Here is a 22,595-nt window from a genome sequence, read left to right as displayed (position 1 = left end):
CGTCCGTCCTCGATCCGCAAACGCTGAAAAGGTTCCCGACCCGGTAGCGCGACCTCGAGTCCACGAGCGTACGCAGCCGCATCATTCCCTTTGAGTGTATCGCGTTTCTACCCCGCACGCAGTCAGTCCTACAAACCCCCACGTTCTCGGCCCTCTCCCTCGAATCCTGGCGAGCCTAAGCGAGTCAGGATTCGGGGGAGAGGGACTGGAACCGCCCTGAGTTTGAAATTCAGATAATAGAGTGCTGTCTGCTTTCCCGTTGGCGTGGGCGGTACAGGTTTGATTTATAATGGCCGAGCATGTTCATGCCAGGTCCGCCTACCCGCCCATCAAGTCTGCTTCGCCCCTATGTACCTCTCGACGCGACTCCCAATCGCCACTGACCGCCGTCGCGGGAAAACCGCTCGCCCCCTGCGCCGCGCCGTCCGCAGCGCTGCATCACCGACTGCCGCACGACTGACTTTGATCCTAAGCCGCGTCCTGCTGTGGGCTGGGCTCCTCATCGGAGTTGCGATCGCGCCGGCGAAGGCCAGCGCCGAGGAAGCGAATACGGCGAACAAGTCCGACGCGCCCGACTCCCCTGCGACGCAGCTTCGCGTTCCCGATGGATTTACCGTCCAGCAGGCCGCGGGGCCGCCCCTGGTGACCCATCCCACGATGGGCTGCCTGGATCCCCAGGGCCGGCTGTATGTGTGCAACAACGCCGGCGTGAACATGAGCCGCGAGGAACTGGAACAGCACCGGCCCAATGCGATTCGTCGCTTGGTCGATCGCGACGGAGACGGCGTCTTCGATTCTTCGACGGTGTTCGCCGACCGGATGACGTTTCCGATGGGGGCGGTGTGGCACGCCGGTTCGCTGTACGTGGCTTCGCCGCCCAACATCTGGCGGCTGACCGATACCGACGACGACGGCGTTGCCGACGAGCGTGAGGCGATCGTCAGCCAGTTCGGTTACACAGGCAACGCCGCCAGCATCCACGGCTGTTTCCTGGGCCCCGATGGTCGTCTGTACTGGACCGATGGTTACCACGGTCACGAATTCAAAGACGCCAGCGGACGGGTGACCAGCTCACGCGAAGGTTCGTACCTGTTTTCCTGCCGAACCGATGGCAGCGACGTGCAAATCCATTGCGGGGGCGGCATGGACAATCCGGTCGAAGTCGATTTCACGGCCGCCGGGGACATGCTGGGCACCGTCAATATTCTGTATACCCGCCCACGCGTCGATGCTCTGGTGCACTGGTTGCATGGCGGCGTGTACCCGCATCGCGAGCGCGTGCTGGAGGAGGTGAAGGTGACCGGCGATTGGCTGGGACCGGTGCACCCCTTCGGACATGTCGCGGTATCGGGCCTGACGCGGTATCGCAGCCGATTTTTGAATCCCCAGTGGCAGGACGACTGGTTCGTCACGTTCTTCAACAGCGGCCAAGTGGTTCGCGTGAGCCTGCAACAGGCTGGCTCCAGCTTTTCCGCCACGGAGCATCCCTTCCTCAGCTCCACGAGCCGCGACTTTCATCCCACCGATGTTTTGGAAGACGCCGACGGTAGCCTATTGGTGATCGATACCGGCGGCTGGTTCTACCGCGGCTGTCCGACGTCGCAGCTGGCAAAACCTGAAATCCAGGGCGGCATCTACCGCATCCGGCCGAGCGATGCGGGGCGAGCCGCGGGCACATCCGTTGCCGATCCCCGCGGGCTTCAGCTGCCTTGGGACGACATCGACATCGCGAGCCTGATCGAGCGAATGGAAGATCCTCGGTTCGCGGTGCGCCAGCGAGCGCTCGATGCGTGCGTTGCGCGAGGCCGGCAGGCGCTGGCACACTTTGCCGCTCGCCCCGCTCCGTCCTCTCCGGCCGCACGACGCAACGAAGCTTGGGTGTTGGTGCGGCTGGCCCAGGACGAGCGAACCGCGGCGGTGGCGACAGACCGGTTGCAAACGCTGGCCGGCGACGCCGATTCGCGCGTTCGACAGGTCGCCTGCATCGGATTGGCGCGCAGCGTGGCAGCCGTGGATCCCAGCGTGCTGCTGGAACGCCTGAAAGACGAAGTGCCCGGAGTCGCTCGGCACGCGGCACGGGCGGTCGGGATGCAGCGGATCGCGGCCGTCCCGCAGTTGGTCGCCGTGCTCGAGAGACCCCGCGCAGACCGATCGCTACAGCATGCGGCGGGTTACGCACTGCTGGAAATCGCCGATTCCGCGGCCCTGCGGAGCGAGTTGTCGCGGCTCTCTCCGCTGCAGACCGCCGCTCAGCGGGCTGCATGGCCGACCGTTCTGCTCGCTCTGGACCAGACCGAGGGTGCGGAGCTACGCTTCGAAGAACTCTCCAGCGGCCTTCGCGCTGCCGATCCCCGCTGCCAACAGGTGGCCGTGGAAATCACCAAGCGGAATCCGCAGTGGCAGACCCAGGCCGGCGAATTGCTGGGCGAATGGTTCGGCAAGCCGCAGGTTCCGCATCCGGCCGGCGCGGCCACCCTGTTGACCGCCTTCATCAACTCGCCACCGGTCACGTCACGACTGGGCGGCTGGCTGGCCGAGGACTCATCGCGAGAGAAACAGCTGCTGGTCCTGAAGGCGATGGCCGGTGCCGACCGCATCACGCCGCCCGAATCCGCGCTCGCACCGCTGCGACGATTGCTGCACAGCACCGACGAACAACTTGCCAGCGCCGCGATCGCGGCGATCCGGTCCCTAAAGGATGATCAAACCTTCGCCGAGGATCTGGTGCGGATCGGCCACGACGCCCAGCGCTCACCGGCGGTTCGCTTGGACGCCCTCGCGGCAATCGTGGCAACCGACGGACCGCTCGAGGATGAATCGTTCCAGCAGTTGGTCCAGATCTATCAAGACGTTCGCTGGCCCACGGCTTCGGCCCGCGCCGCGACAACGCTCAGTACCGCCCAGCTGTCGGCAACTCAGCTGCGTTTCCTCGCACGGTTGCTGCCCGAGGCGTCCCCGAGCGACCTGCGAACGTTGGCTGCCGGTTTTGCCCGGCCTGTCGACCAGCAGACCGCGCGTGCATTCTTCGAAGGGCTCCGCGCCGCCGACGCGCGGTTGCATTTGAGCGCGGCAGAGCTGGACGAGGTGACGGCGCAGTTTCCCGCGGTGGCGAAGCAAGCCGCCGCCGACCTGATCGAGCAACTCGAGGCGCACCGCGAAGCCAAAGTCCAACAACTGCAACGGCTCCGTGATCGCTTGCCCGAGGGCGACGTCCAGCGGGGCAAAGCGTTGTTTGCCAGCGAAGCGGCCAAGTGTGCGACCTGTCACCGAGTGGAGAATCGCGGGCAACGCGTCGGCCCCGACCTGACGACGATCGGTGCCAACCGGGCCGGCATCGACTTGCTGGAATCGATCGTGTTTCCGTCAGCCAGTATCGTACGGGACTACCAAGCGTTCAAAGTGCTGACCGTCGACGGGCAGGTTCTGACCGGTTTGTTGGTGTCCGAAAGCCAGGACCGACTGCGATTCCAGCAGGCCGACGGAACGATGATCGACCTATCGCGCGAAGCGATCGAAGAGGTTGTACCCAGCGAAGTCTCGTTGATGCCGAGCGGGCTGGACGAAACGTTGACGACCGAGCAGTTGGTTGACATCGTCAGTTACCTGAAGAGTCTAAAACCCGGCGGCAGCGCTGCGAAACCAGGTAGCTGAAGTCGCCAGACTTTGGAAAGGAGTTGATGGTTGATGGTTGATGGTTGATGGGAACTAACAACTAACAACTAAGCACGTCGCAACCTTTAATTCGGCATCACTCTCCCTTTGGGAGAGTCGGGCTCTTAGGCCCGGAGAGGGTTTTCGCAGGGCCCTCCCCGGGCCTAAGAGCCCGACCCTCCCGCTGCGCGGGAGGGTGTTGTCGCGGGGTTTCACCGAAAGATTCATGCCGACGTGCTTAACAACTAACAACCAATCTACTCGCCGGAGTGGACTTCGGTGATGGTTCGCAGATCGTATTTTTCGAGCAGTTTGGCGAGGGTCTGGACGTTGACCGCGCGGTAGCGGTCGAGCATTTCGTCGAGACCGACGTATTCGCTTTTGGTCAGCCAATTACTGCCGATCGAGAACAAGCGGTTGCCCGGCCGTTCGCTCTGCATGATCGCTGCGGCGGTGGTCTTGTTGATCGCCTGCTGCAGCTCCTGCTCGCCCACACCGTCCTCTCGGACGCGCTCGAACACTTGGTCGATCAGGCGCAGATTCGACTCCACGTCCTCGCGGGAACAGGACAGGTACAGGAACATTAATCCGCTGTCCAGAAATTCCTGCGTCCACGTGGCGGCCGCTTCGGCGCGTCCTGTATCGATCAATTCCCAGAACAAGCGACTGCCGCCGTCGTCGCCCAGGATCGTGGCCAACAGACGCATGGCGATCCGGTCGGCATCCAGGGCCGACGGTGCGTGGTAGTGGCGGATGACGTAGGCCAACGACGTTTCGGACTCGTCACGGTCCTCGCCGCAATCGTCCCCGGCCGGTTCGGACGGAGCGGGGTAGAGCAGCGATTGAGGCGCGTCGCTGGTAGGCCAAGCGGCCGTCAACTCCGTGGCCTGTTGGACGAGGGCTTCGAAGTCGACGTTGCCGGCGGCGGCCAGGACCATGTTGTTGGGGTGGTAGCGTTTGTCGAAGTAGGCCCGCATCGCCTCGGGCGTCATCGCTTCGATCGACTCCTTGGTCCCCAGCACGCGGCGTCCCAGGCCGCTGGGCCCATACCGCCGTTCCATCGAGCGTTCGAACGCGCCAAAGGGCGGCTGGTCTTCGTACTTGGCGATCTCTTCCAAAATCACCAGCCGTTCGGTTTCGAAGTCTTCATCGCCCAACGTCGGCCGCATCAGGTCGGTCAACAGTTCCAGCTTGCGCCGCTGGTACTTGGGCAGCACGGTGCCGTAGTAAACCGTCTGTTCCTCGCTGGTGTAGGCGTTGGACTGGCCGCCCAGTTCGTCCAGTTCCTGATTGACCTGCAGCGCCGAACGATTGGCCGTGCCCTTGAACACCATGTGCTCGAGAAAGTGACTGAGGCCGCTCTCCGGGTCCGTCTCGTCACGAGCCCCGGTGCGTACAAAATAACCGAACGCGGCGGTGTAGGCGTCGGGCATGACCTCGGCCGCGATCCGCAGTCCGTTGGCCAGCGTCGTCTGTCGGAATTGAACCATAGAAAAGAGCTCTAAAGCATCTCAGCGTGTGTATTTCGGCAAGACCCCAGGAGCCACTCTAGCGTCGTAAGGGGCGAGCTGCTAAGCCCGCGCAAAACCCTCTCCGGGCCTGAGAGCCCGACTCTCCCAGCGGGAGAGTGTCGTCTTCCTAGCCGTCGAGCGATGGGGTGGGAAAGGCGGGCGCGTGTCCGACGGAGTCGAAGTCGGTGCGAGCAAAGAACAAACTGCCGGCTTCACTGGCTCGCTCTTGTCGCTCGGCCGGCATGTGCTCGACCGCCGTGGTGATGACCAGGTACACGTGCCCCTGGTGACTGACCAGGTTGGGACAGGTGTTCTGCGGCGAGAAGGGCGTCTTCCAGGTGTGTTGGAGTGTTCCGGAGCCGACGTCGTACAGGCGGGTCTCGCCGGCTTCGGCTTCGCCCGGATTGTACATCGACACGATCACGCCGCGACCGTCGGGCGTCATGATCATGCCATCGGGAACCGCCGCATCGTCGCTCAGATCGATCAACACCTCCGGCTCCCCCAGCTTTCCGCCGGCGATGTCCAGCGGATAACGCACGATTTTCCCGGTGGGCGAATCGATGTCGACCAGGGACGTCTCGCCGTCCTGCTCCAGAACCGCCTTGCCGTTGCTGCAAATCTGGTCGTCACGCAGACGAATTAATTTTCGGTCCGAACCGCGGTACAGGTACAACCCGGCTTTCTTGGTTTGGAACTCCAGGTCCTTGGTGCCAAAGATCAGGTTGTCCTGATAGATCACACCATCGTTGATGATCGTCCCTTCGACGTCCTCATCGATCCCGCCGACCAACGGTATCCACTCCAGCTCGACCGGATCAAACAAACCGATCTGTCGCTCACATCCGACGATAAAGTGCCGACCATCGTCGCAGGGAAACGCAAACCCGGGGCGTCCGGGCAGCAGATGCGAACGATTATTCGAGGACGGGATGTCGAACACGTTCAGCGAACCGTGCTCGGCGTCCGGCCCGTGCTGGATGGCAACCCAGCTGAATTGTCCCTCCCCGAGCGGGTAGGGACCTTCGGGCAAGAAACGCAGCTGCTGGTCCGAGGAACGGTACAGGCGTTGTGCGATCGTGGTCGAAGACATGAGCAATCGAAAGAGGTAGGGAGAACCGAAACGGATAAAACGCCAGTTCGGCGAACACGGCTGCGAGCGGGCGAACGATCGCTGCCAGCCGCGTCCCTCCAGAGTATCCGATCCCGAGCGTTCGCCCCAGCCGGTGTGCCAGAGTCGCTCGGCTGTCCCAGCCGAGAACAAGCCGACCTGCGGCTGGGACAGCCGAGCTACTATCGGCGGCGCACGACGCGGAGCACCAAGTCGAAGACCATCCACTGCAGTACCAACAACAGCACAGGCATGGCGAACAACAGGAACTGGACCGCGCGCGGGTCGCGCAGCCACTGCGGCCCGGACTGTGACAAGGCCCGCAGCACGGCCAGGGACATCGCGCCGTTGACGTACAGCAACACACCGGTCACCGCAGCCAAGCCCAGGACATACAGGCAACCGGGAAAGCATCCCGAGCGATCGGACGTTTGCTCATCCACGGTCGTCTCACTTTTATTCATCCCGCCGGCGGCGTTGTACCGGCCCGCGGTCTCGTTTAACCGGCCCTGCGACCTCGTTTAACCGGCCAGCGGCATCAGTTGGCTGAGCAGTACGGTGGCCACCAAACCGGTCACCGACAGGACGGCCAACAACAGCGTCCAGCTCCGCAGCGCCTCGCTCTCGGTCAACCCGCCCATCTTAGCAAACACCCAGAAACCACTGTCGTTCATCCAGCTGCCCATCAACGAGCCCGACCCGACGGCGGTGGCCAGGTAGACCGGGTGAAACCCCAGACTCTGTCCCGATACGATGCCGGCAATCATCCCCGAAGCGACGATCATCGACACGGTACTGCTGCCCTGGGCGACCTTCAGCACGGCGGCGATCGCAAAGGACAGTAGCAGCAGGGTCAAGCCACCGCCGCGGCTGCCGGCGAACAGCCGCTGGATGGTCCCACCCACATCGGCGTCTTGCAACATCGCGCCGAACGCTCCGCCGGCCGCGGTGATCAGGATGATCATCCCGCCGCTCATCAACGCTTCCTCGATCTCGACGCCCAGATCCTTCAGCGTCAGCGAACGCACGACTTTCAGGGTTGCGATCGAAGCCAGGGCGGCCAACAACAGCGCAAAGTTCGCATTGCTCCACAGCGACAGCTGATTGGCCAAGCGACGCCGGGGCGTGTCCCAGACGTGAGGGCGAATGTGTTGGCCGAATGCGTCCTCCATCAGCACGCGGTTCATCCGCCGCCGCAGGACGGGCTTCAGCCGCACCTGGTCCCTATCCAGCAGCCGTTTGGCGACCGGCGATATCGGCACGCCCAGGAACGCCGTTTCGTCGTAAAAATCCTTGGCCAACAACGCCTCGTTCAACACCGCCACGATCCGCTGGCGCTCTGCCGCGTCGACCGGCCCTTCGGCAGTCAAGAGCTCGCGGCCGGCCGCATCGAGCGTGTCGCTGGCCAACAATCGCCCCGCCGGCGATGCCTCCGGCGCCTGCTGGGCGGCTCGCAGCTCGGTTCGCCAGGCGGCCGGATCGACCAGATCTTCCGCCACGAATCGAGCTCGATCTTCTTTGTCGGCCACGGTATCGGCCAACGTCCCCATCCCGATCAGGACGACCGGCAGGATGATCGGCAGTAGCGCCAACCACAGCCCGGGCAGTTGGTCGTCTTCCAGCCGAGCGTGTTTCTCCTCACCGGGCCCCAAGGGACGCATCGGCACCGGCATGATCCGGTCGACCACGATGGAAAACAGCAACCCCATGATCGCCGCGGGAATGGCCACCAGCGTGCCCACCCACATCATGGTGCCGATTTCCACGCCCAAATTCGCACTGACCAACAACGGTCCCGGCGTGGGCGGAACCAACGTATGCGTGATCGCGCCACCGGTCGCAATCGCCATCAAGTACCGCAAGTAATTGCGGCTGGTCTGCCGGAACAGGCTGCGGGCCAGCGGGACCAGCAGGTAGAACACGGTATCGAAGAACACCGGCACGGCCAGAATAAATCCGCTGGCCATCAGCCCGATCGAGGCCTTGCTGACGCCCGTGATCCCGATCGCCGTACGCACGATCCGGTCGGCCGCCCCGCTGTCCAGCATGCACTTGCCGATGATCGCGGCCATGGCGATCACGATGCCGATGCCGCCGGCGGAATTGCCAAACGCGGTCACCACCGCGCCCATGCGAGTGCCGGCTTCCTCCATCTGAAAGCCTTCCTCGCCGACGACCATCAGACTGACCAGAATCGCGGAGATGATCAGCGCTAGAAAGGCATTCAACCGCAGGCCGATGATCAATCCCAACACGGCCACGATGCCCACGGCCAGCACGTACAGCGGATAGCGATCCACGTCGGCCGTTGCAGTGGATGCGTCCTGCGCCAACGCCGTGACCGCACCCGGAATCAAACACAACAGAATCGCAAACGGCAATCGCATACGTCGACCAGGTCTTCTTGGTTTTGGAAAAGGCGGCGAGCCCGGCACTCTAGCGGCCGGGGGCCAAGGGGCCGGGAGGGGACGCTATCAAAGCGGGAAGGTGCCTCAGAATCGCACAGTCCCGGGCCGCAATCAAGTCACGGCCCGCCGTTTTGCTGTCGCCGCCACCGCGCGGACGTTAGACCTCGCCGGTCTTGGCGATCCGCTGGCGCTGTGCCATCAGCTTTTTCTGAAAGCGACCTTGGGCGATGTCGACGACGACCAGCACCGCGATCACAAAGTAAAACGTGCTCTTGGACATCGCTTCGACCGGGTGCCCCCAGAAAGCCAGGTGGGCCAAGTGACCGCCTTCGGTCACCAACATCACGCCCACGATCAACAGGATGAACAGGCCCAGGATCTCGTACAGCCGGTTGCGTTTCAAGAATTCCGCCACCCGGTCGGCCAACAGAATCATCAACGCTCCGCTGGCGACGATCGCCAGACTCATCACCACCATCGCCGCCAAACCGATCACCGGAGCATTGGTTTCCGGATCCGTGCTGCCGGCCAGGGCGATGGCGCTGAGGATCGAATCAAAGGAGAACACCAGGTTCATCGTCACGATCCAGAACATTGCCTTGCCGACCGAACTTTTTTCCTCCTCGCCGTGTTCCAATTCATCGATGGCCACCAAATGATAGATCTCCTTGATGGCCGTGTAGATGATGAAAGCCCCACCGAGCAAGACGATAAAGCTGTGGATGTTGAAGGAGCCTTCGACGATGCCTTCGAAGGGCAGCGAGAACAGGGGATCCTGGAATTTTTCGATCGCGCCGACGACCAAGAACAGCAACACGATTCGCAGCGCGATCGCCAAACCGATGCCCCACTTGCGGACGAACGACTGCTTGTCCTTCTCGACCCGCTTGGACTCAATGGAGATGTACAGCAGATTGTCGAACCCGAGCACCGCTTGCAGCAGCGTCAGCATCAACAACGTGAACAGATGATGCAGCAAGTCGTCCATTGGAATGCCTTTCGCAAAACCTGCTGCAGCAGCAGGGGGCGGTCGTAGCAGGGGGATTAGAGGAAACCAGCCATGGGGCCGGCGGGCCCCGGGCAAGAATGTAACGGACCGTCGCGTCCAGGCAAACAAGAGACCGCCCACTTCGGGCGTGAGCGCCGCGCAGTGGCGGTAGCGGCGCTCGCTGGAATCGTTAGGATTGCGGTCTTTCCGTGCCGCCAGGTCGCCGGCAAGGCGCTCGCACCCGCACTTGTTCCTTACCTTCCAATTTCGCTTCGCTTGTTATGCAAAAAACGAAAGTTGCCATCGTCGGGATGGGTACCGTCGGCAGCGGTGTCGCTCGCCTTCTGCTCGATCACGGGGACCGTACCGCCCGTCATGCCGGCCGCGTGCTGTGGCTGGAAAAGGCGGTGGTGCGGGACCTGAACAAGGCGCGCGCCGCGGCGCTACCCGAGGGCGTACTGACCGACGACCTCAGCGAAGTCCTGAACGATCCCGAGATCAAGGTCGTCGCTCAGTTGGTCGGCGGCTTGGAACCGGCCCGGACGATCATGCTGCAGCTGCTCGAAGCCGGCAAGGACATCGTCACGGCCAACAAAGCGCTGCTGGCCGAACACGGTCCGGAGCTGTTCGAGCGGGCGCGGGACCTGGGCCGCAGCATCGCCTTCGAAGCGTCGGTGGCCGGTGGGATCCCGATCATTACGAACATCAGTCAGTGCCTGTCGGCCAATCAGACACAGTCGCTCGAAGGCATCCTCAACGGCACCAGCAACTTCATCGTCACCCAGATGGACGTGCAGGGCATGGCCTATGAACAGGCCGTCAAACTGGCTCAGGAAAAAGGCTACGCCGAAGCCGACCCGACGATGGATGTCGACGGCACGGACGCGGCTCAGAAACTGGCCATCCTGGCACACCTGGCCTTCGGAGCCCACGCCAACTGGGCCGACATCCCACGCGTGGGCATCGACCAATTGGACCCGGCCGACCTGCGGTTTGCTCGCGAACTGGGCTACCGCATCAAACTGCTGGCGACCGCTCATCTGGACGAGGCCGGCCTGGAACTGCACGTCGCGCCGACGCTGGTCCGTGCCGGCACGCCGCTGGCCGAGGTGCAGGACGCATTCAATGCCGTGCGAGTCGTCGGCGATGCCGTGGGACCGGTGTTCTACCACGGTCTGGGTGCCGGCCAGATGCCCACGGCGTCGGCCGTGGTGGCCGACATCATCGATACGGCGGTGGGCCGCACCCGCCTGACCTTCCAGACGCTGGAACTGTTCTCGCCGGTGGGTCCGCCACGGGTTCGCCTGCGATCCTTCGACGAATTGCCCGGACGTTTCTACCTGCGTCTGCACGTCGATGATTCGCCCGGCGTGCTGGGCCAAATCACTTCGGCTCTGGGACAGAACAACGTCTCGATCGCGTCGGTGATCCAGCACGAACCGGAGTCGAGCGCCGACCGCAATACGGTGCCCCTGGTGGTGATGACGCACGAGGCCCCCGAGGGCGCGGCCCGACGAGCCGCCGACGAGATCGAATCGTTGGCCGGCGTCCGCGGCAAAGTGGTCCGCTTGCGCGTCAAAGCGTAAACCGGCCTACAGCGTCAGCCAGCCGTTGTGCGACGGTCGGCTGCCGCGACGGCGATGGGTGCCGATCAGATGCGGCATCCACAAGGCCTGTTCGACCACGGCTCGCAGCGACGCCGGGTCGATGGGTTTGAACAGGCAGTGGACCGCGGTTCGTCCCTGGGCCTTCTGTTCCAGCCCCGCCCAGCGGGCTTCGGCGATCAGCACCGAAGGCAGGTCTTTGCCGGCGGCTTGACCATGGATGTCGTCGATCAATTTCAGGGCGGCCTCGGGATCGTCGCCCACGTCGCAGACCACCAGATCCTGGCTCTGACTTTCGATCGCTTTCAGGGCCGCCGGGTGGCTCCGCGCACAGATACATTCAAAGCCCTCGGCATCCAGGACCCCGGCCAGGGCGATCAGCGACAGCGGGTTGGCGTCGACCACCAGGATCCGTCCGCCGCGTCGCCGCGGTGCATTCGGTCCGTCGATATGCAGTTCCATACGACCCTCACGTTGCCGGGGTTTGTGCATGCGTCTGCACAGACCCCCAATAGGTAGCAGTAATCCATCCTGCCACAGGGCCTAGCAAACCTCCCGCCTCGGCCGCAAGTTCAGTCCTCGATGGGCAGATGAAAATCGCCCGTCAGGTCGCGCCACACACAGTGGATATGATTGGCCGGATTGCCGGCCGCATCGGGCTGGGTGTTGACGAATTCAATCAGGAATGTGGGGCCCTGGATGCGATAGTAATGCCCCACACCGGGCTTGGACGCTCCGGCCCAAGCGAAGTGAATTTTGTCCCATCCCTGTTGTTCGATCAACTCGCGGCGGGCGGCGGCGACCTCTTCGGGCATCGCACCGTTGTAGACCTCGATCAACTGCTTCAGCCGTTCCTGTTGGCCGGCATTCAGCTCGCTCCAGGCGATCCCTTCGGGCTCGGTCACCTCAGGCTGAGCTTCTCCGGCGAAGCGGATTTCGGCGGGAGCTTCTTCGGCAATCCGCACCTGGGGCTGTTGCGAATCGGACATCGAATGCAACAGCTCGAAGGCCAGTGCTTCCTCTTTGCCCAGCACACGCGTGCCGACTTTCAGCGGCCCTTCGACTTCGGTCTTCAGTTCCGCGGGATTGGCGGCAAAGAACTGGGGCGTGCTGTCGACCACCTCGTCCCCCTGGCAGACGAAGTTCAGCGACAGGTGATGCCCCTCGAAGCTCAACCCCCAGGGCGCCAGAGCATCGTCGTTGGCGGGATCGCCGAAGATGGTCACGTAGTACTTCAGGGGATCACGACGAGCTTCGCTGCCCGGGCCTTCCAATTCCCGCAAGACGGCTTCCAGCGACATGATCTGGCTGGTCTTGTGGTAACCGACCTCACTGAGGGCCGCGCGCACCAAGCGCAACGCGGCGGTGCGCTCGGCATCGTTCATGTCCCGCAGCGGCAGACCTTTGCGCTGCGGTTTGGGAATGAAATGCCACTGGACGCGTTTCGGCGAATCGTAGGGCAGCCGAGCTTGTTCGACTTGCTGATCCGATAGGGTTTCCAGCCAAGCGATGGCAAAGGAGCGCATGTTCTCGGCCGGCCGGTCAGCGGGTTTCAGCGCCAGTGCAAAACACGCGATCAGGACAGCCGAACAACCGGTCAGCAAAGCGGATCGTTTCATCATGGGTTCTTCTAGGCGGGGAAGGAGAGGTGGGAATGCACGGACAGCGCAGCCTGAGCATAACGTCCCGCAGCAGCCAACGCAAAAACCCGCCGCCAGCAATAGCAGCCAACCATAGCAGCCAACCATAGCAGCTCGGCTGTCCCCAGCCGAGGCGCAATAGTAGCTCGGCTGTCCCCAGCCGAGACGAGCGCGCCACGCCTCCGAGCGCCCTGCCTCTTTTAGGGATCGCGGGGCGTATCCTCGACCAGGATGTCGGAGAGGGCTTCGCGAAGCGGATCGTCGTCGGCGTTACAGAATCCCCAGTGCTCGCGACGCCGCCAGCCTTCGGCCATCTGGAACTTGCCGGACATCTGTCCACAGTCGGCGGACATGTCGATCATGGTCTGGATGTAGGAATCCATTCCCTGACTGGCATCGAGCCATTCGCGTTGGCTCTCATGCGCTTCCAAGGCTTCGCGTTTGCCGTCCATGACCGCTTCGATGTCGACCCAGAAGTGCGGGCGGACACGCTGGCCCAGCGGCAGGCGATTGCCCACTGGCTGGGCGTGGTACACCGTCACCGGCTCGTAATAGGGCTCGACCGGTGGGATGGTTTCAAAGTTCGGCATGCCGTGGGCGAATGCGGCGGAAACGGCCAGGCGGCACACGAATTCGTGGTCTTCCATGTAGTCCTGGGGCGAATGCGTCAACACGATCGATGCGCGGCTTTGGCGGACCACGGCGGCGACTTTCTGGAACAATTCGGTCGTGTAGGCCATTTCCATATCGCGTCCGACCGGCGGGTAGAAGGTGGCCCCCATCCGCGAGGCCGCTTCGCGACCTTCTTCCAATCGCTTCGCAGCACACTCTTTCGGCGACAGCTTGGTGGATCCCCGGCTGCCGTCGGCGACGTTCATGTAGTGGAGGTCCCAGCCGCGCTGCTTCAGCTGCAGCATCGTCCCACACATACCGAATTCAATATCATCAGGGTGAGCGGCGATAGCGAGTACTGAGGGCATTGGCGGAGCAACTCCAGGTCAACAAGAAATGAAAGGAAAGCAGCGAGGATTGTGAAACAACTCGGCGTCGCCTACAACCGCTTGGAAAAAACCGTGCCTTCACCATCCAGGTTGAACCTCAGCGACCGCAGCATCACCGCTCGATCGGGCTGACCGTCGGAGGCCACCGCTTCGACGCGGCGGACGCCCAACTGCTGCAGCTGCTGCAGGGCACCGCCGATGGTAAACCGCGTGGCCGCCGCCTGCGGGTCGTCCTCGACGTCGCATCCCCAATCGGCCAGGATCGCCTGGCTGGTCGGAAACACCTGGGCTTCCGGCGTACTGAGGTGGAACGTCGCCCATGCCAGTCGCTGGCCACCACGGCTCTGCGCAGTAAATCGCTCGAGGTCGGCGTGAGCCAGTGCGGCGGCGGTGCGGGGGTCGGTCGGCAACATCGTCTCGTGGCTGACCGCCGCGGTGCGTCGCAGTTGCATTTGGCTGCGATCCAGCGGCGGACGGAACTGAGCCAGCGCAAGGCTGTAGCGTCCGATCCGGTGGGCCGGCGAATAGGCGTGCTGCATGAACCAGGCGGTGGCCACCCGATCGGCATCGGCGATGCCCTCGCCAGGGCCCAGCGGCGACAAGCCCGCATAGCCGGTCAGGAAGCGCGGGTCGTTGCCGCCCAGGATGACCGAACATCCGGCGGCCGAAGCGGCCGCTTCACAGGCGGCAATCAATTGCTCGCCGACCGCCGCCGCGTCCTCACCGGGCCGCACACAAACCGCCGCAATCACCGCTCGTTCGGTCTGCTCCGGCAACACCATCCAGTGCGCAAACCCCACCAAACGTGCTTCCTTCGACGCCACCAGCAAGCGGCGTGGGTCAAAGAACAAGCGGTCGACGATGGCTTGCTCAAACGCCGCCAAGGTCAGTTCGACAGCCATCCCGGCAGCTTCGAAATGAGCCTTCCAAGTCTGCCACAACTGCGGGACGTCCGCGTTTTGAAATGGGCGTAGCGTCGTCACGTAACCTTCAGGGTTGAAAAGAACTGGAACCGCCGTGTGCTATAATGCCACATGTCGCACCCCTTGCCACCCCCTGGGCCTGGCGAGGAAAGTTTTGGAAAATGCGGCCATGCCTCAACGCCTCGAATCGCAACCGCTGGACCGTCGTCAGTGGCAGGGAGCCGCCCTGTTTCTGGTTTCGCTGTTCGTGTTCTTTGTTTCCAGCATCATCCTGTATTTCCTGTACGCCTACTGGCGCCGGGATGTTGTGGGGCCGGGAACCACCCTGCCGACGATTTTTCTGTTCAGTACGCTCGGCCTGCTGGGCATCAGCGGCCTGGTGCACAGGGCCACGGTCCTGGTCCGCAAGGATCGACGCATGGGCAGTTCGCTGGCGATTGGCGGGGCGACCTTGTTGGCCTTTGGGTTCCTGGTCGCCCAGGGCTATGCCATGTGGCAACTGCTGGAATCCGACGAGATGCGGAGCAGTTTTTCGCAGGGCGTCGGAGCCATGGTCGTGGTCCTGGCCGTCCTGCACGCGTTGCACGTGGTGGGTGGAATCATCGCTTTGGGCGTGGTGGGCGCACGCTGTCTGATCGGTCGCTACGATCACGAACGCCACGGCGCGGTCGACTTTGCCGCGGCCTATTGGCACTTTCTGGATGTCGTCTGGTTGTTGATGCTGGGCGCGTTCTGGATCACGACGGCCGGCTTCGATCTGTAGCCGCCTCCCGCAGGACTCGCTCGTACCGGCGAACCATTGCCGGCCAACCAAAGCGGTCGACCACCTCGACGGCCCGGCTGGCCAGCCGCAAACGAAGCGACCGATCGCCCATCATCTGCCGCAGCCGCTCCTCGAGCTGTTCGGCGGAACACAACACCCCGTCGACGCCATCGCGAACGATCTGCCGTGGACCGCTGTCGCAATCCACGGCGACCGAGGCGACTCCCCACGCCATCGCTTCGAGCAGTGCCGCGGGAAACCCCTCGTAGCGACTGGGCAGTACGAACAGGTCGGCCCGGGCGTACAAGGATGCCACGTCCTGCCGCCACCCCACAAGTTCGATGCGATCGGCCAAACCGCTGGCCGTAATCTGCTGTTGGAGAGCCGCCCGCAGGGGACCGTCACCGGCGATCTCTAGCCGCCACCCCGGATGCTCCGCCGCGACCGACGCGAACGCGGCAATCAAACGGTCAAAGCCTTTTTCGTGTGACAAGCGGCCCACGCCCAGCATGATCGGCGCCGCGGCCGGGTCCGCAGGTGCGGAGTTTGCGGACGCAGGGTGCGGGGGCGGGTCGACGGCCGAGGGGATGACGGCCACGGGGCGGCGGTTCCAGGGGGCCAGCGTCACGGCGGCGGCATCGCTCAGCGCGACCAGCCGTGCAGCACGCCGATAGGCCCAGGGCCGTAACCGCGCCCAGCAGCGGCCCATCGGGTGCTTTGCCGGATCGCTGCGTTCGGAAACCACGACCGGAACGGCCATCCCGGCCGTGGCCAACAGGACCAGGACGTTGGTCGCATCGCAGAAACTGAGTACGACGTCGGGGCGATACCGGCGGACCGTTCGGCGGACCGCTCGCAAGCGCCGCAGGTTGTTTCGCAGCGCGGCCAACACGCCGCGGCTGTCCTGCATCACGTCCAGCTCGATTCGCTGGACGTTCTGGGCCACCGCATAGCGGTCGTCTCGCGCGTCGCCCAGGGTGACCAATTGGACGTCGTGCCCGCGGCTGGCAAGTCGGCTGGCCAAGCTGGCCAGGACCCGTTCGGCCCCCCCGCCGGCCAGGGAATGGATCACGCACTGAATTCGCAGCGCGGCGTTATAATCGTTACCACCCCGCGACCGCGGAGCCGAATTGTTCGGCGGCAACGATTGATCGGGCATGGTGGGGCGACTAGGGTGAAAATGTGACGCGATTTTTTGACTTCACTCAGTTTGTCAGATTCACCGAGCTTCCTGCGTTCCGTGCCATTGTATTCGGCCGTTTCACCTTCCACCGAGAGCCACACCATGAAGTCGCTTTGCTTTTCCGTATGTCTGGCCCTGGCGGCTAGCTTTCTGACCGGAGCCACCGCCGAGGCGCAGAGCCCGGCCGCCTACGGGCCTGGGTATCTGGGGTTTTATAACCCGTACAGCTTCCCGCCGAGCACCTCGGTCCGCACGCCTCCGTACTTTTCGGTCCATCCACCGGTGTACTACAGCACTCGGCACGCCCGGCCCTACGGGATGAGCCCCTTTGCGGCCCCGCCGATGGTCCAGCCCGCCAGCGCCTATCGAGGCCGGCAGGCGGCGGATTTCGATCCCAAGCCACTGGCCAATCCCTACTGCCACTCCTCGACGGTCCTGGGCGAAGAAGCCGAGATGCCGACCAGCCCGCTGGACAACGCGGATTTTGCGATCGGAGAAGTCCAGCAGAACCCCTTCGCCGAACCGGAGCGAGTCGCGGTACGCTAGGCGATGCGCGGCATAGGCTTCCAGCCTGGCGGCTCGCGCTCAATGCCATCTACTTTCACCATCGCTTGCGATTGAAGCGTTAGCGGAGCGGCGCAAGCCGCCCGGTGTGTGAAGGTTCGCACCGCAAAACCGGACGGCTCGCGCCGTTCCGCTACAAAGGAAGTGGCATTGGGCTCGCGCTCTCCGCCGAGCGTCTTCAAAGAGCGTCCGAAAAGGGGCGTTGACGTGAGCGGAAAAATGGGCGATTCTCACCGTCCGTTCACGCGGCCGTGGCGGAACTGGCAGACGCGCTAGGTTGAGGGCCTAGTGGGAGATAATCCCGTGGAGGTTCGAGTCCTCTCGGCCGCACTCGACGCAAACGGAGGCTTCGCAGATCGCGAAGCCTCCGTTTTTTTGTGGCGTGAGAATTTTTGTGGCGTGAGAATACGCTTTGAGGCATGCTGCTGGGCCCTGTTCCTACCCGCAAACGCAAGGAAATCCATGCGATGAAAGTCATTGTCGATTTATGTGTCGTGCCGATGGGCGTCGGCGTATCGGTCAGCAAGTACGTTGCCGAGTGCCAGAAGGTGCTCGAGGAGGCCGGTTTGTCGCACCAACTGCACGCCTACGGGACGAATATCGAAGGCGAATGGGACGAAGTGTTTGCCGCGGTCAAACGTTGCCACCAGCGCGTCCACGCGTTGGGCGCGCCGCGAATCACCACCAGCATCAAAGTTGGCACGCGCACCGACCGCGAACAATCGATGCAAGAGAAAATCGACAGCGTCGATGCGCCGAGCGGCGGTTGACGGTGGCTCAATCCTTTTGGGGATCGTGCCCCCAATTCTTCAAGCTGTACGCCCAGTTGGTTTCCGAGACATCGCCGTCGGGACGCTGGGCCAGGTGACGTTTGACGTAGCCGCAGACTTTTCGCATGTGCGCCCACTGCTCGTCGCTCAGCTCGTCCTTGTTGGTGCGTTTGATGTCGACGATTTGCCGGCCGGACTTGTGGCCCGTCGACTCGCCACCATCGTCGCTGTCACCGACCGATTGGGATTCGTCGGTCTCCAGCCACTGCTCCAGCTCCTTGGGCTGCATGTTCACCAAGTCGTAGAACTGCTCGTAGGTCTCTTGTCGGTCTTCGCTGGTTTCACTCATCACACCCTCGCTGCGGTAGGTCGCTTGGTTCTGCCTTCGTCTCGTGACGGGTGTATGGTAGCCGCCAGTCAAACACGGCGGGCGATCCGGTTATAGTAGGTCCCGCACGCGGTCGCCGGTTTCGCGCCCGTCCCAATCCTCAAATCTCCTGACTCCGGCGGAATCGATGTATGAGAAGAATCGTTTTCTCCCCTATCCCCCGAAGCCTGGCGAGCCTAAGCGAGTCAGGCTTCGGGGGAGAGGGGTTGGGGGTGAGGGGGAACAGCAGAGCGGCACCACCAGTGCGGTGTCTCGATACGGTACGGGAATCGGAAAGGCGTACGCAAACAGGCATTCCGTTGCACTCGAGCCCCCTCACCCCCGGCCCCTCTCCCACCACTGCTTCACTCGCTGATGCTCGCGGCGCAGCGGGGGAGAGGGGAGAAAACATTGCCTTCTACCGCTCCGAGCCCTACATAGATTCCGCCGGAGTCAGCAAATCTCAAATCTCAAATCTCAAATCTCAAACCTCAAATCTCAAACCCTGGAGTCCCCGCCCATGCGTACGCTTGTCCTGTTGCTGTTGCTCGCCACCTCCACCTGCTTTGCTGCCGATCCGCCGAGCGACTACCCCACCACGATTGACTTGGACGCGGACAGCCAGCGTCAGGTGGTCGTGGACCGCGAAGCCGGCCAGTACCTCGGCCATCCGACGACGTGCTTGTTGGAAGACGGCAAGACGATGCTGTGCGTGTATCCCAAGGGACACGGCCGCGGCGGGATCGTGTACAAACGCAGCACCGATGGCGGGCGCACGTGGAGCGAGCGGCTGCCGACGCCGGCCAGCTGGGCCACGTCCAAGGAAGTGCCCACGCTGCACCGAGTGGTCGACGCCGAAGGCAACAAGCGCGTGATCATGTGGTCGGGGTTGTATCCGGCGCGCTTGGCGGTCAGCGAAGACGACGGGCAGAGCTGGAGCGAGCTGAAGCCGGTGGGCGATTGGGGTGGCATCGTGGTGATGGGCTTCGTCGAGGCCCTCCGCACCGGCCCGGGACACTACCTGGCGATGTTCCACGACGACGGCCGGTTCATCTCCGCCGAGCCCGCCAAAGACGACGTCCGCACCTTCACGCTCTATCAAACCCGCTCGACCGACGGCGGGTTGAACTGGTCCGATCCCGAGGCGATCTTTCAGTCGTCCGACGTGCATTTGTGCGAACCGGGTTGCATCCGTTCGCCCGACGGCAAGACGCTGGCCGTCCTGCTGCGTGAAAACGCTCGCCGCAAGAATTCCCACGTGATCTTCTCAACCGACGAAGGCAAAACCTGGTCCGAGCCGCGGGAGTTGCCTTTGGCGCTGACCGGCGATCGGCATACCGGCAAGTACGATTCCGAAGGCCGATTGTTGATCAGTTTCCGCTGCATCTCCCCCAAGCATTCCGCCGCCCAGCGTCCCTTCGAAGGCGACTGGGTGGGTTGGGTCGGCACCTGGGAAGACATCGTGCAAGGCCAGCCGGGACAGTACGTCGTCCGCTTCAAGGACAATAAGAAGGGCTACGACACCGCCTATCCCGGCGTCGAAATCCTGCCCGACGACTCGTTCGTCGTTACCACCTACGGCCACTGGGACCGAGACGAAGCCCCGTACATCCTGAGCACCCGAGTGAAAATCGACGAGCTGGATGCGATGGCCGAAGCGCCAGCGCCGTAGCAGCTCAGGTTTTCCGTTTGGTCTTGAGATAGTCCGCTAGCTTGCGGCCGGTCACACTCAGCGGCAGCGTTTTTAGTTGGCGTGCCGAGAGCCAGCGTTGATCTTCGGTGTCGGCGAAGGCTTGCTCGGCCTCGGCGTGAAACGCTTCCAGCGTGATTCGGTATCGCGTGACACCATGACGGATGGTTTTCGCCTTCGCTCCGATCGCGACCGAGACGTCGAACTGACGCTCGGTCGAGGCGGCCGCTCCTTCCACGGACTCCACCTCCGGCGGACCAAAGCGTGGGAAGTCCCACAATCCCGCCCAGCGTTGCCCGGCCGGTACGCGGTGCACGAGGTAGGCTTCGGTTTCCGGGTGCCGCACCAACAACGCGAACTCGGTGCGTTGCTCGTACTGAATCTTTTTGACTCTGCCGGGGATCGTCGTCTCCAGCCCCAGCTGGACCGCCGCGCAGTTCGGGCGGAGCGGACAGGTCAGGCAGGCCGGGGTTTTGGGCGTGCACACCAGGGCCCCCAGCTCCATTGCCGCTTGATTGAACGTCCCGGCATCGCTGGGCGGCAGGATGGCTTCGGCGAACTGCCACAGCAACGCGTTGGCAGCGCGTTCTTGAGGCGGCGAGGTCGAAGCGATCAGGCGGCTGTACAATCGCTGGGTGTTGGCTTCGACGATCGGCAGACGCTGGCCATCGGCGATCGATAGAATCGCGCCGGCCGTGTACCGTCCCACGCCCGGCAAGGCCAAGACCTCGGCGTAGGAACGGGGAAAGACGCCGTCGTGGCGGTCGACGACTTGCTTGGCGGCGGCATGCAGCTGCCGGGCTCGGCGATAGTAGCCCAGTCCTTCCCACAGCTGCATCACGGTTTGCTCGTCCGCCGCGGCGAGGTCCGCCACGGTGGGGAAGCGTTCGAGAAACCGTTCGAAGTAGGGGATGACCGTCACGACCTGCGTCTGCTGCAGCATGATCTCGCTGAGCCACACGCGGTAGCGGTCCCGAGTGCCGCGCCAGGGCAGCCGGCGCGCATTGTCCGCAAACCAGCCCATCGCCGCGCGCTGGACTTGGCGCCGCCACGACGGGCGTTGCCAACGGTCGTCATGGGGGGCTGTCATGGCTCGGGCGGCGTCGTGCCGATCAATCGTCTTCACTGTCCATCATTCCCAGTTCGGCAACCACCTCGATCTTCTGACCGCCGCGATCGAGCGCAATCGGAATCGCTTCGCCCGGCGCGTATTCGCCGATGGCATCCTGCAAATCGGCAAACCGTCCGATCGGTCGCTCTCCCACGCGCGTCACGATGTCGCCGGCTCGCATCCCGGCAACCTCCGCCGCACTGCCATTCATGACGACCGTGATCTGACAACGCGGCGAGAACGGATCGCAGCGCACGCCCAAAAATCCGCCGCGTTGATACACGATGGGCAACTCGGGCAAGTCGCGACGCAGCGACTCCACAGCCTCCGGTGTGACCTTGGTGCCTTTTAGGATCAACTTCTGACGCAGCGGCAATCGCTTGATCAGCTCGATTGCCGAATCGTCGATCGGCGTGTAGCGAATCTCCAGCTGGTCCAAGCGGTCGAGCGTGGTCAGGGGTTGTAATTCGGCGGAGCTTAAATCCGTATCGGTAATGATCACGTTCTTCAGGTCCGGCATTTGCGTGACCTGCTCGAGCACCTCGCGATTGATCGAAACGCCTTCGACCGCGGCGTAGGAGACGTGATGCAGCCAAGCCAACCAGCGGAGGTCTTTCGCTTCACCGCTCCAGGTCGGCGGCACGTAGACGACTTCTTCATTAATCGCCGACGCTTCCATGATAACGTTGCTCAAGCCCACGGTGATGCCCTCGGCGGCCAGATGTTCGCGAGCCATGCTCTGGCGGTGCAGCGAGACAGCCCGCAGCGCCGATTTGGCTCGCGAGGCAGCCGTCCCATTCCCGCTTGAGGCCAACGTCGAGATCGCCTCCCAGGCGATGGGCGGATCGGTGGGCTGTTCCGACAGCGCCAGTCGCTCGAGCAACTGCATCGCGCGCTCGGTCGTTTCCAGATCCGCCCCGGTCACCCCACGGACGAGCACCGGGACCGCTGCGTGGCCAAAGCCGGCTAATTTCAGCGTCGCCGTCTCGCGTTGGATGTACTGATTGCTGGAGAGTTTCGCCAACAACCGCTCCATCTGCTCGGCCGACTCCTCCGCCCCGGTTGCCGCGGCGGAGGCAGCGTCCGAGTCAGCGGGTTTCTCGGCCGCGGGTTTCTTGGCAGCGGGTTTCTCGGCAGCGGAGGGCGGCTGCGCAGAGGCCGCTTGTCCGCTCATGGCAGCACAGAGCACCGCGCTGCAGAGGGCCGCGTCGAAGAGCCAGACCGCCGCCGGGCGTGCCAGTCGTTGCTTGGAGCTGTTCACTGTCTTCGTACCCCAATTCCTAGAACCCGCGTTTTCCTAGCATCCGCGT

At 63.4% G+C, this 22,595-nt stretch carries 19 protein-coding genes and 1 tRNA gene; 7 read left to right on the top strand and 13 right to left on the bottom strand.

The features are described 5' to 3' along the window. Positions 1 to 462 precede the first annotated feature (462 nt). Positions 463 to 3,651: a PVC-type heme-binding CxxCH protein gene (locus tag GE027_RS12990; RefSeq protein ID WP_162006715.1), complete on the top strand. Its 3,189-nt coding sequence runs from the start codon at positions 463 to 465 to the stop codon at positions 3,649 to 3,651. A gap of 257 nt (positions 3,652 to 3,908) precedes the next feature. Here GE027_RS12990 and GE027_RS12985 read toward each other — a convergent pair whose 3' ends face one another. From GE027_RS12985 to GE027_RS12965, 5 genes are all read right to left on the bottom strand, one after another. Further along, positions 3,909 to 5,141: a M16 family metallopeptidase gene (locus tag GE027_RS12985; RefSeq protein ID WP_153557628.1), complete on the bottom strand. Its 1,233-nt coding sequence runs from the start codon at positions 5,139 to 5,141 to the stop codon at positions 3,909 to 3,911. Between the two features lie 148 nt (positions 5,142 to 5,289). Next, the gene (locus GE027_RS12980) at positions 5,290 to 6,255 is read right to left on the bottom strand and encodes an SMP-30/gluconolactonase/LRE family protein (RefSeq protein WP_153557627.1); all 966 of its coding nucleotides are present in this window, start codon (positions 6,253 to 6,255) and stop codon (positions 5,290 to 5,292) included. Between the two features lie 200 nt (positions 6,256 to 6,455). After that, positions 6,456 to 6,716 carry a hypothetical protein gene (locus GE027_RS12975; protein ID WP_153557626.1) on the bottom strand — a complete coding sequence of 87 codons (261 nt, stop codon included), beginning with the start codon at positions 6,714 to 6,716 and terminating at the stop codon, positions 6,456 to 6,458. A gap of 78 nt (positions 6,717 to 6,794) precedes the next feature. Continuing rightward, a complete protein-coding gene (locus GE027_RS12970) occupies positions 6,795 to 8,660 on the bottom strand; it encodes a GntP family permease (protein WP_153557625.1) in 1,866 nt (621 codons plus the stop codon). Between the two features lie 178 nt (positions 8,661 to 8,838). Next, positions 8,839 to 9,669: a TerC family protein gene (locus tag GE027_RS12965; RefSeq protein WP_153557624.1), complete on the bottom strand. Its 831-nt coding sequence runs from the start codon at positions 9,667 to 9,669 to the stop codon at positions 8,839 to 8,841. A gap of 281 nt (positions 9,670 to 9,950) precedes the next feature. Here GE027_RS12965 and GE027_RS12960 point away from each other — a divergent pair, with 281 nt between their 5' ends. Continuing rightward, a complete protein-coding gene (locus tag GE027_RS12960; RefSeq protein WP_153557623.1) occupies positions 9,951 to 11,255 on the top strand; it encodes a homoserine dehydrogenase in 1,305 nt (434 codons plus the stop codon). 6 nt (positions 11,256 to 11,261) lie between these two features. Here GE027_RS12960 and GE027_RS12955 read toward each other — a convergent pair whose 3' ends face one another. The 4 genes from GE027_RS12955 to GE027_RS12940 form a co-directional block, all read right to left on the bottom strand. Continuing rightward, positions 11,262 to 11,735 (bottom strand): response regulator, encoded by a 474-nt coding sequence (locus tag GE027_RS12955; protein ID WP_162006714.1) that lies wholly within the window; start codon positions 11,733 to 11,735, stop codon positions 11,262 to 11,264. 110 nt (positions 11,736 to 11,845) lie between these two features. Beyond that, positions 11,846 to 12,895 carry a DUF3500 domain-containing protein gene (locus GE027_RS12950; RefSeq protein ID WP_237607507.1) on the bottom strand — a complete coding sequence of 350 codons (1,050 nt, stop codon included), beginning with the start codon at positions 12,893 to 12,895 and terminating at the stop codon, positions 11,846 to 11,848. 218 nt (positions 12,896 to 13,113) lie between these two features. Continuing rightward, entirely contained in the window at positions 13,114 to 13,893 is a 780-nt protein-coding gene (locus GE027_RS12945; RefSeq protein WP_153557621.1) for a PIG-L deacetylase family protein, read from the bottom strand. Positions 13,894 to 13,964: 71 nt separating this feature from the next. After that, the gene (locus GE027_RS12940) at positions 13,965 to 14,897 is read right to left on the bottom strand and encodes a GNAT family N-acetyltransferase (RefSeq protein WP_153557620.1); all 933 of its coding nucleotides are present in this window, start codon (positions 14,895 to 14,897) and stop codon (positions 13,965 to 13,967) included. Positions 14,898 to 15,006: 109 nt separating this feature from the next. Between GE027_RS12940 and GE027_RS12935 the strand changes: the two genes are divergently transcribed. Beyond that, entirely contained in the window at positions 15,007 to 15,600 is a 594-nt protein-coding gene (locus GE027_RS12935; RefSeq protein WP_153557619.1) for a cytochrome c oxidase subunit 3, read from the top strand. Here GE027_RS12935 and GE027_RS12930 read toward each other — a convergent pair. Further along, positions 15,575 to 16,759, bottom strand: coding sequence for a glycosyltransferase family 4 protein (locus tag GE027_RS12930; RefSeq protein ID WP_153557618.1), 1,185 nt, complete (start codon positions 16,757 to 16,759; stop codon positions 15,575 to 15,577). The genes GE027_RS12935 and GE027_RS12930 overlap by 26 nt on opposite strands. Positions 16,760 to 16,885: 126 nt before the next feature. Here GE027_RS12930 and GE027_RS23100 point away from each other — a divergent pair, with 126 nt between their 5' ends. From GE027_RS23100 to GE027_RS12915, 3 genes are all read left to right on the top strand, one after another. After that, positions 16,886 to 17,329 carry a hypothetical protein gene (locus GE027_RS23100; RefSeq protein WP_153557617.1) on the top strand — a complete coding sequence of 148 codons (444 nt, stop codon included), beginning with the start codon at positions 16,886 to 16,888 and terminating at the stop codon, positions 17,327 to 17,329. A 263-nt stretch (positions 17,330 to 17,592) separates the two neighbouring features. Then, positions 17,593 to 17,677: transfer RNA gene (locus GE027_RS12920), tRNA-Leu, on the top strand. Positions 17,678 to 17,814: 137 nt separating this feature from the next. Beyond that, positions 17,815 to 18,117 (top strand): MTH1187 family thiamine-binding protein, encoded by a 303-nt coding sequence (locus GE027_RS12915; RefSeq protein WP_153557616.1) that lies wholly within the window; start codon positions 17,815 to 17,817, stop codon positions 18,115 to 18,117. A 7-nt stretch (positions 18,118 to 18,124) separates the two neighbouring features. Here GE027_RS12915 and GE027_RS12910 read toward each other — a convergent pair whose 3' ends face one another. Continuing rightward, positions 18,125 to 18,466: a DUF3140 domain-containing protein gene (locus GE027_RS12910; RefSeq protein WP_153557615.1), complete on the bottom strand. Its 342-nt coding sequence runs from the start codon at positions 18,464 to 18,466 to the stop codon at positions 18,125 to 18,127. A gap of 538 nt (positions 18,467 to 19,004) precedes the next feature. On the opposite strand from GE027_RS12910, the gene GE027_RS12905 reads away from it, so the two are divergent. After that, positions 19,005 to 20,156 (top strand): sialidase family protein, encoded by a 1,152-nt coding sequence (locus tag GE027_RS12905; RefSeq protein ID WP_153557614.1) that lies wholly within the window; start codon positions 19,005 to 19,007, stop codon positions 20,154 to 20,156. 4 nt (positions 20,157 to 20,160) lie between these two features. Here the strand turns inward: GE027_RS12905 and mutY are convergent, their stop codons facing one another. Both mutY and GE027_RS12895 read right to left on the bottom strand, forming a co-directional pair. Further along, positions 20,161 to 21,300 carry an A/G-specific adenine glycosylase gene (mutY, locus tag GE027_RS12900; protein ID WP_237607505.1) on the bottom strand — a complete coding sequence of 380 codons (1,140 nt, stop codon included), beginning with the start codon at positions 21,298 to 21,300 and terminating at the stop codon, positions 20,161 to 20,163. Further along, the gene (locus GE027_RS12895) at positions 21,287 to 22,546 is read right to left on the bottom strand and encodes a PDZ domain-containing protein (protein ID WP_153557613.1); all 1,260 of its coding nucleotides are present in this window, start codon (positions 22,544 to 22,546) and stop codon (positions 21,287 to 21,289) included. The genes mutY and GE027_RS12895 overlap by 14 nt, the downstream gene beginning before the upstream one ends. Positions 22,547 to 22,595: the final 49 nt, after the last annotated feature.

The organism is Roseimaritima sediminicola (assembly GCF_009618275.1).
GTDB lineage: Bacteria > Planctomycetota > Planctomycetia > Pirellulales > Pirellulaceae > Roseimaritima > Roseimaritima sediminicola.
Note: the sequence above shows the minus strand (reverse complement) of the source record. Positions and strands in the feature narration are given on the sequence as shown.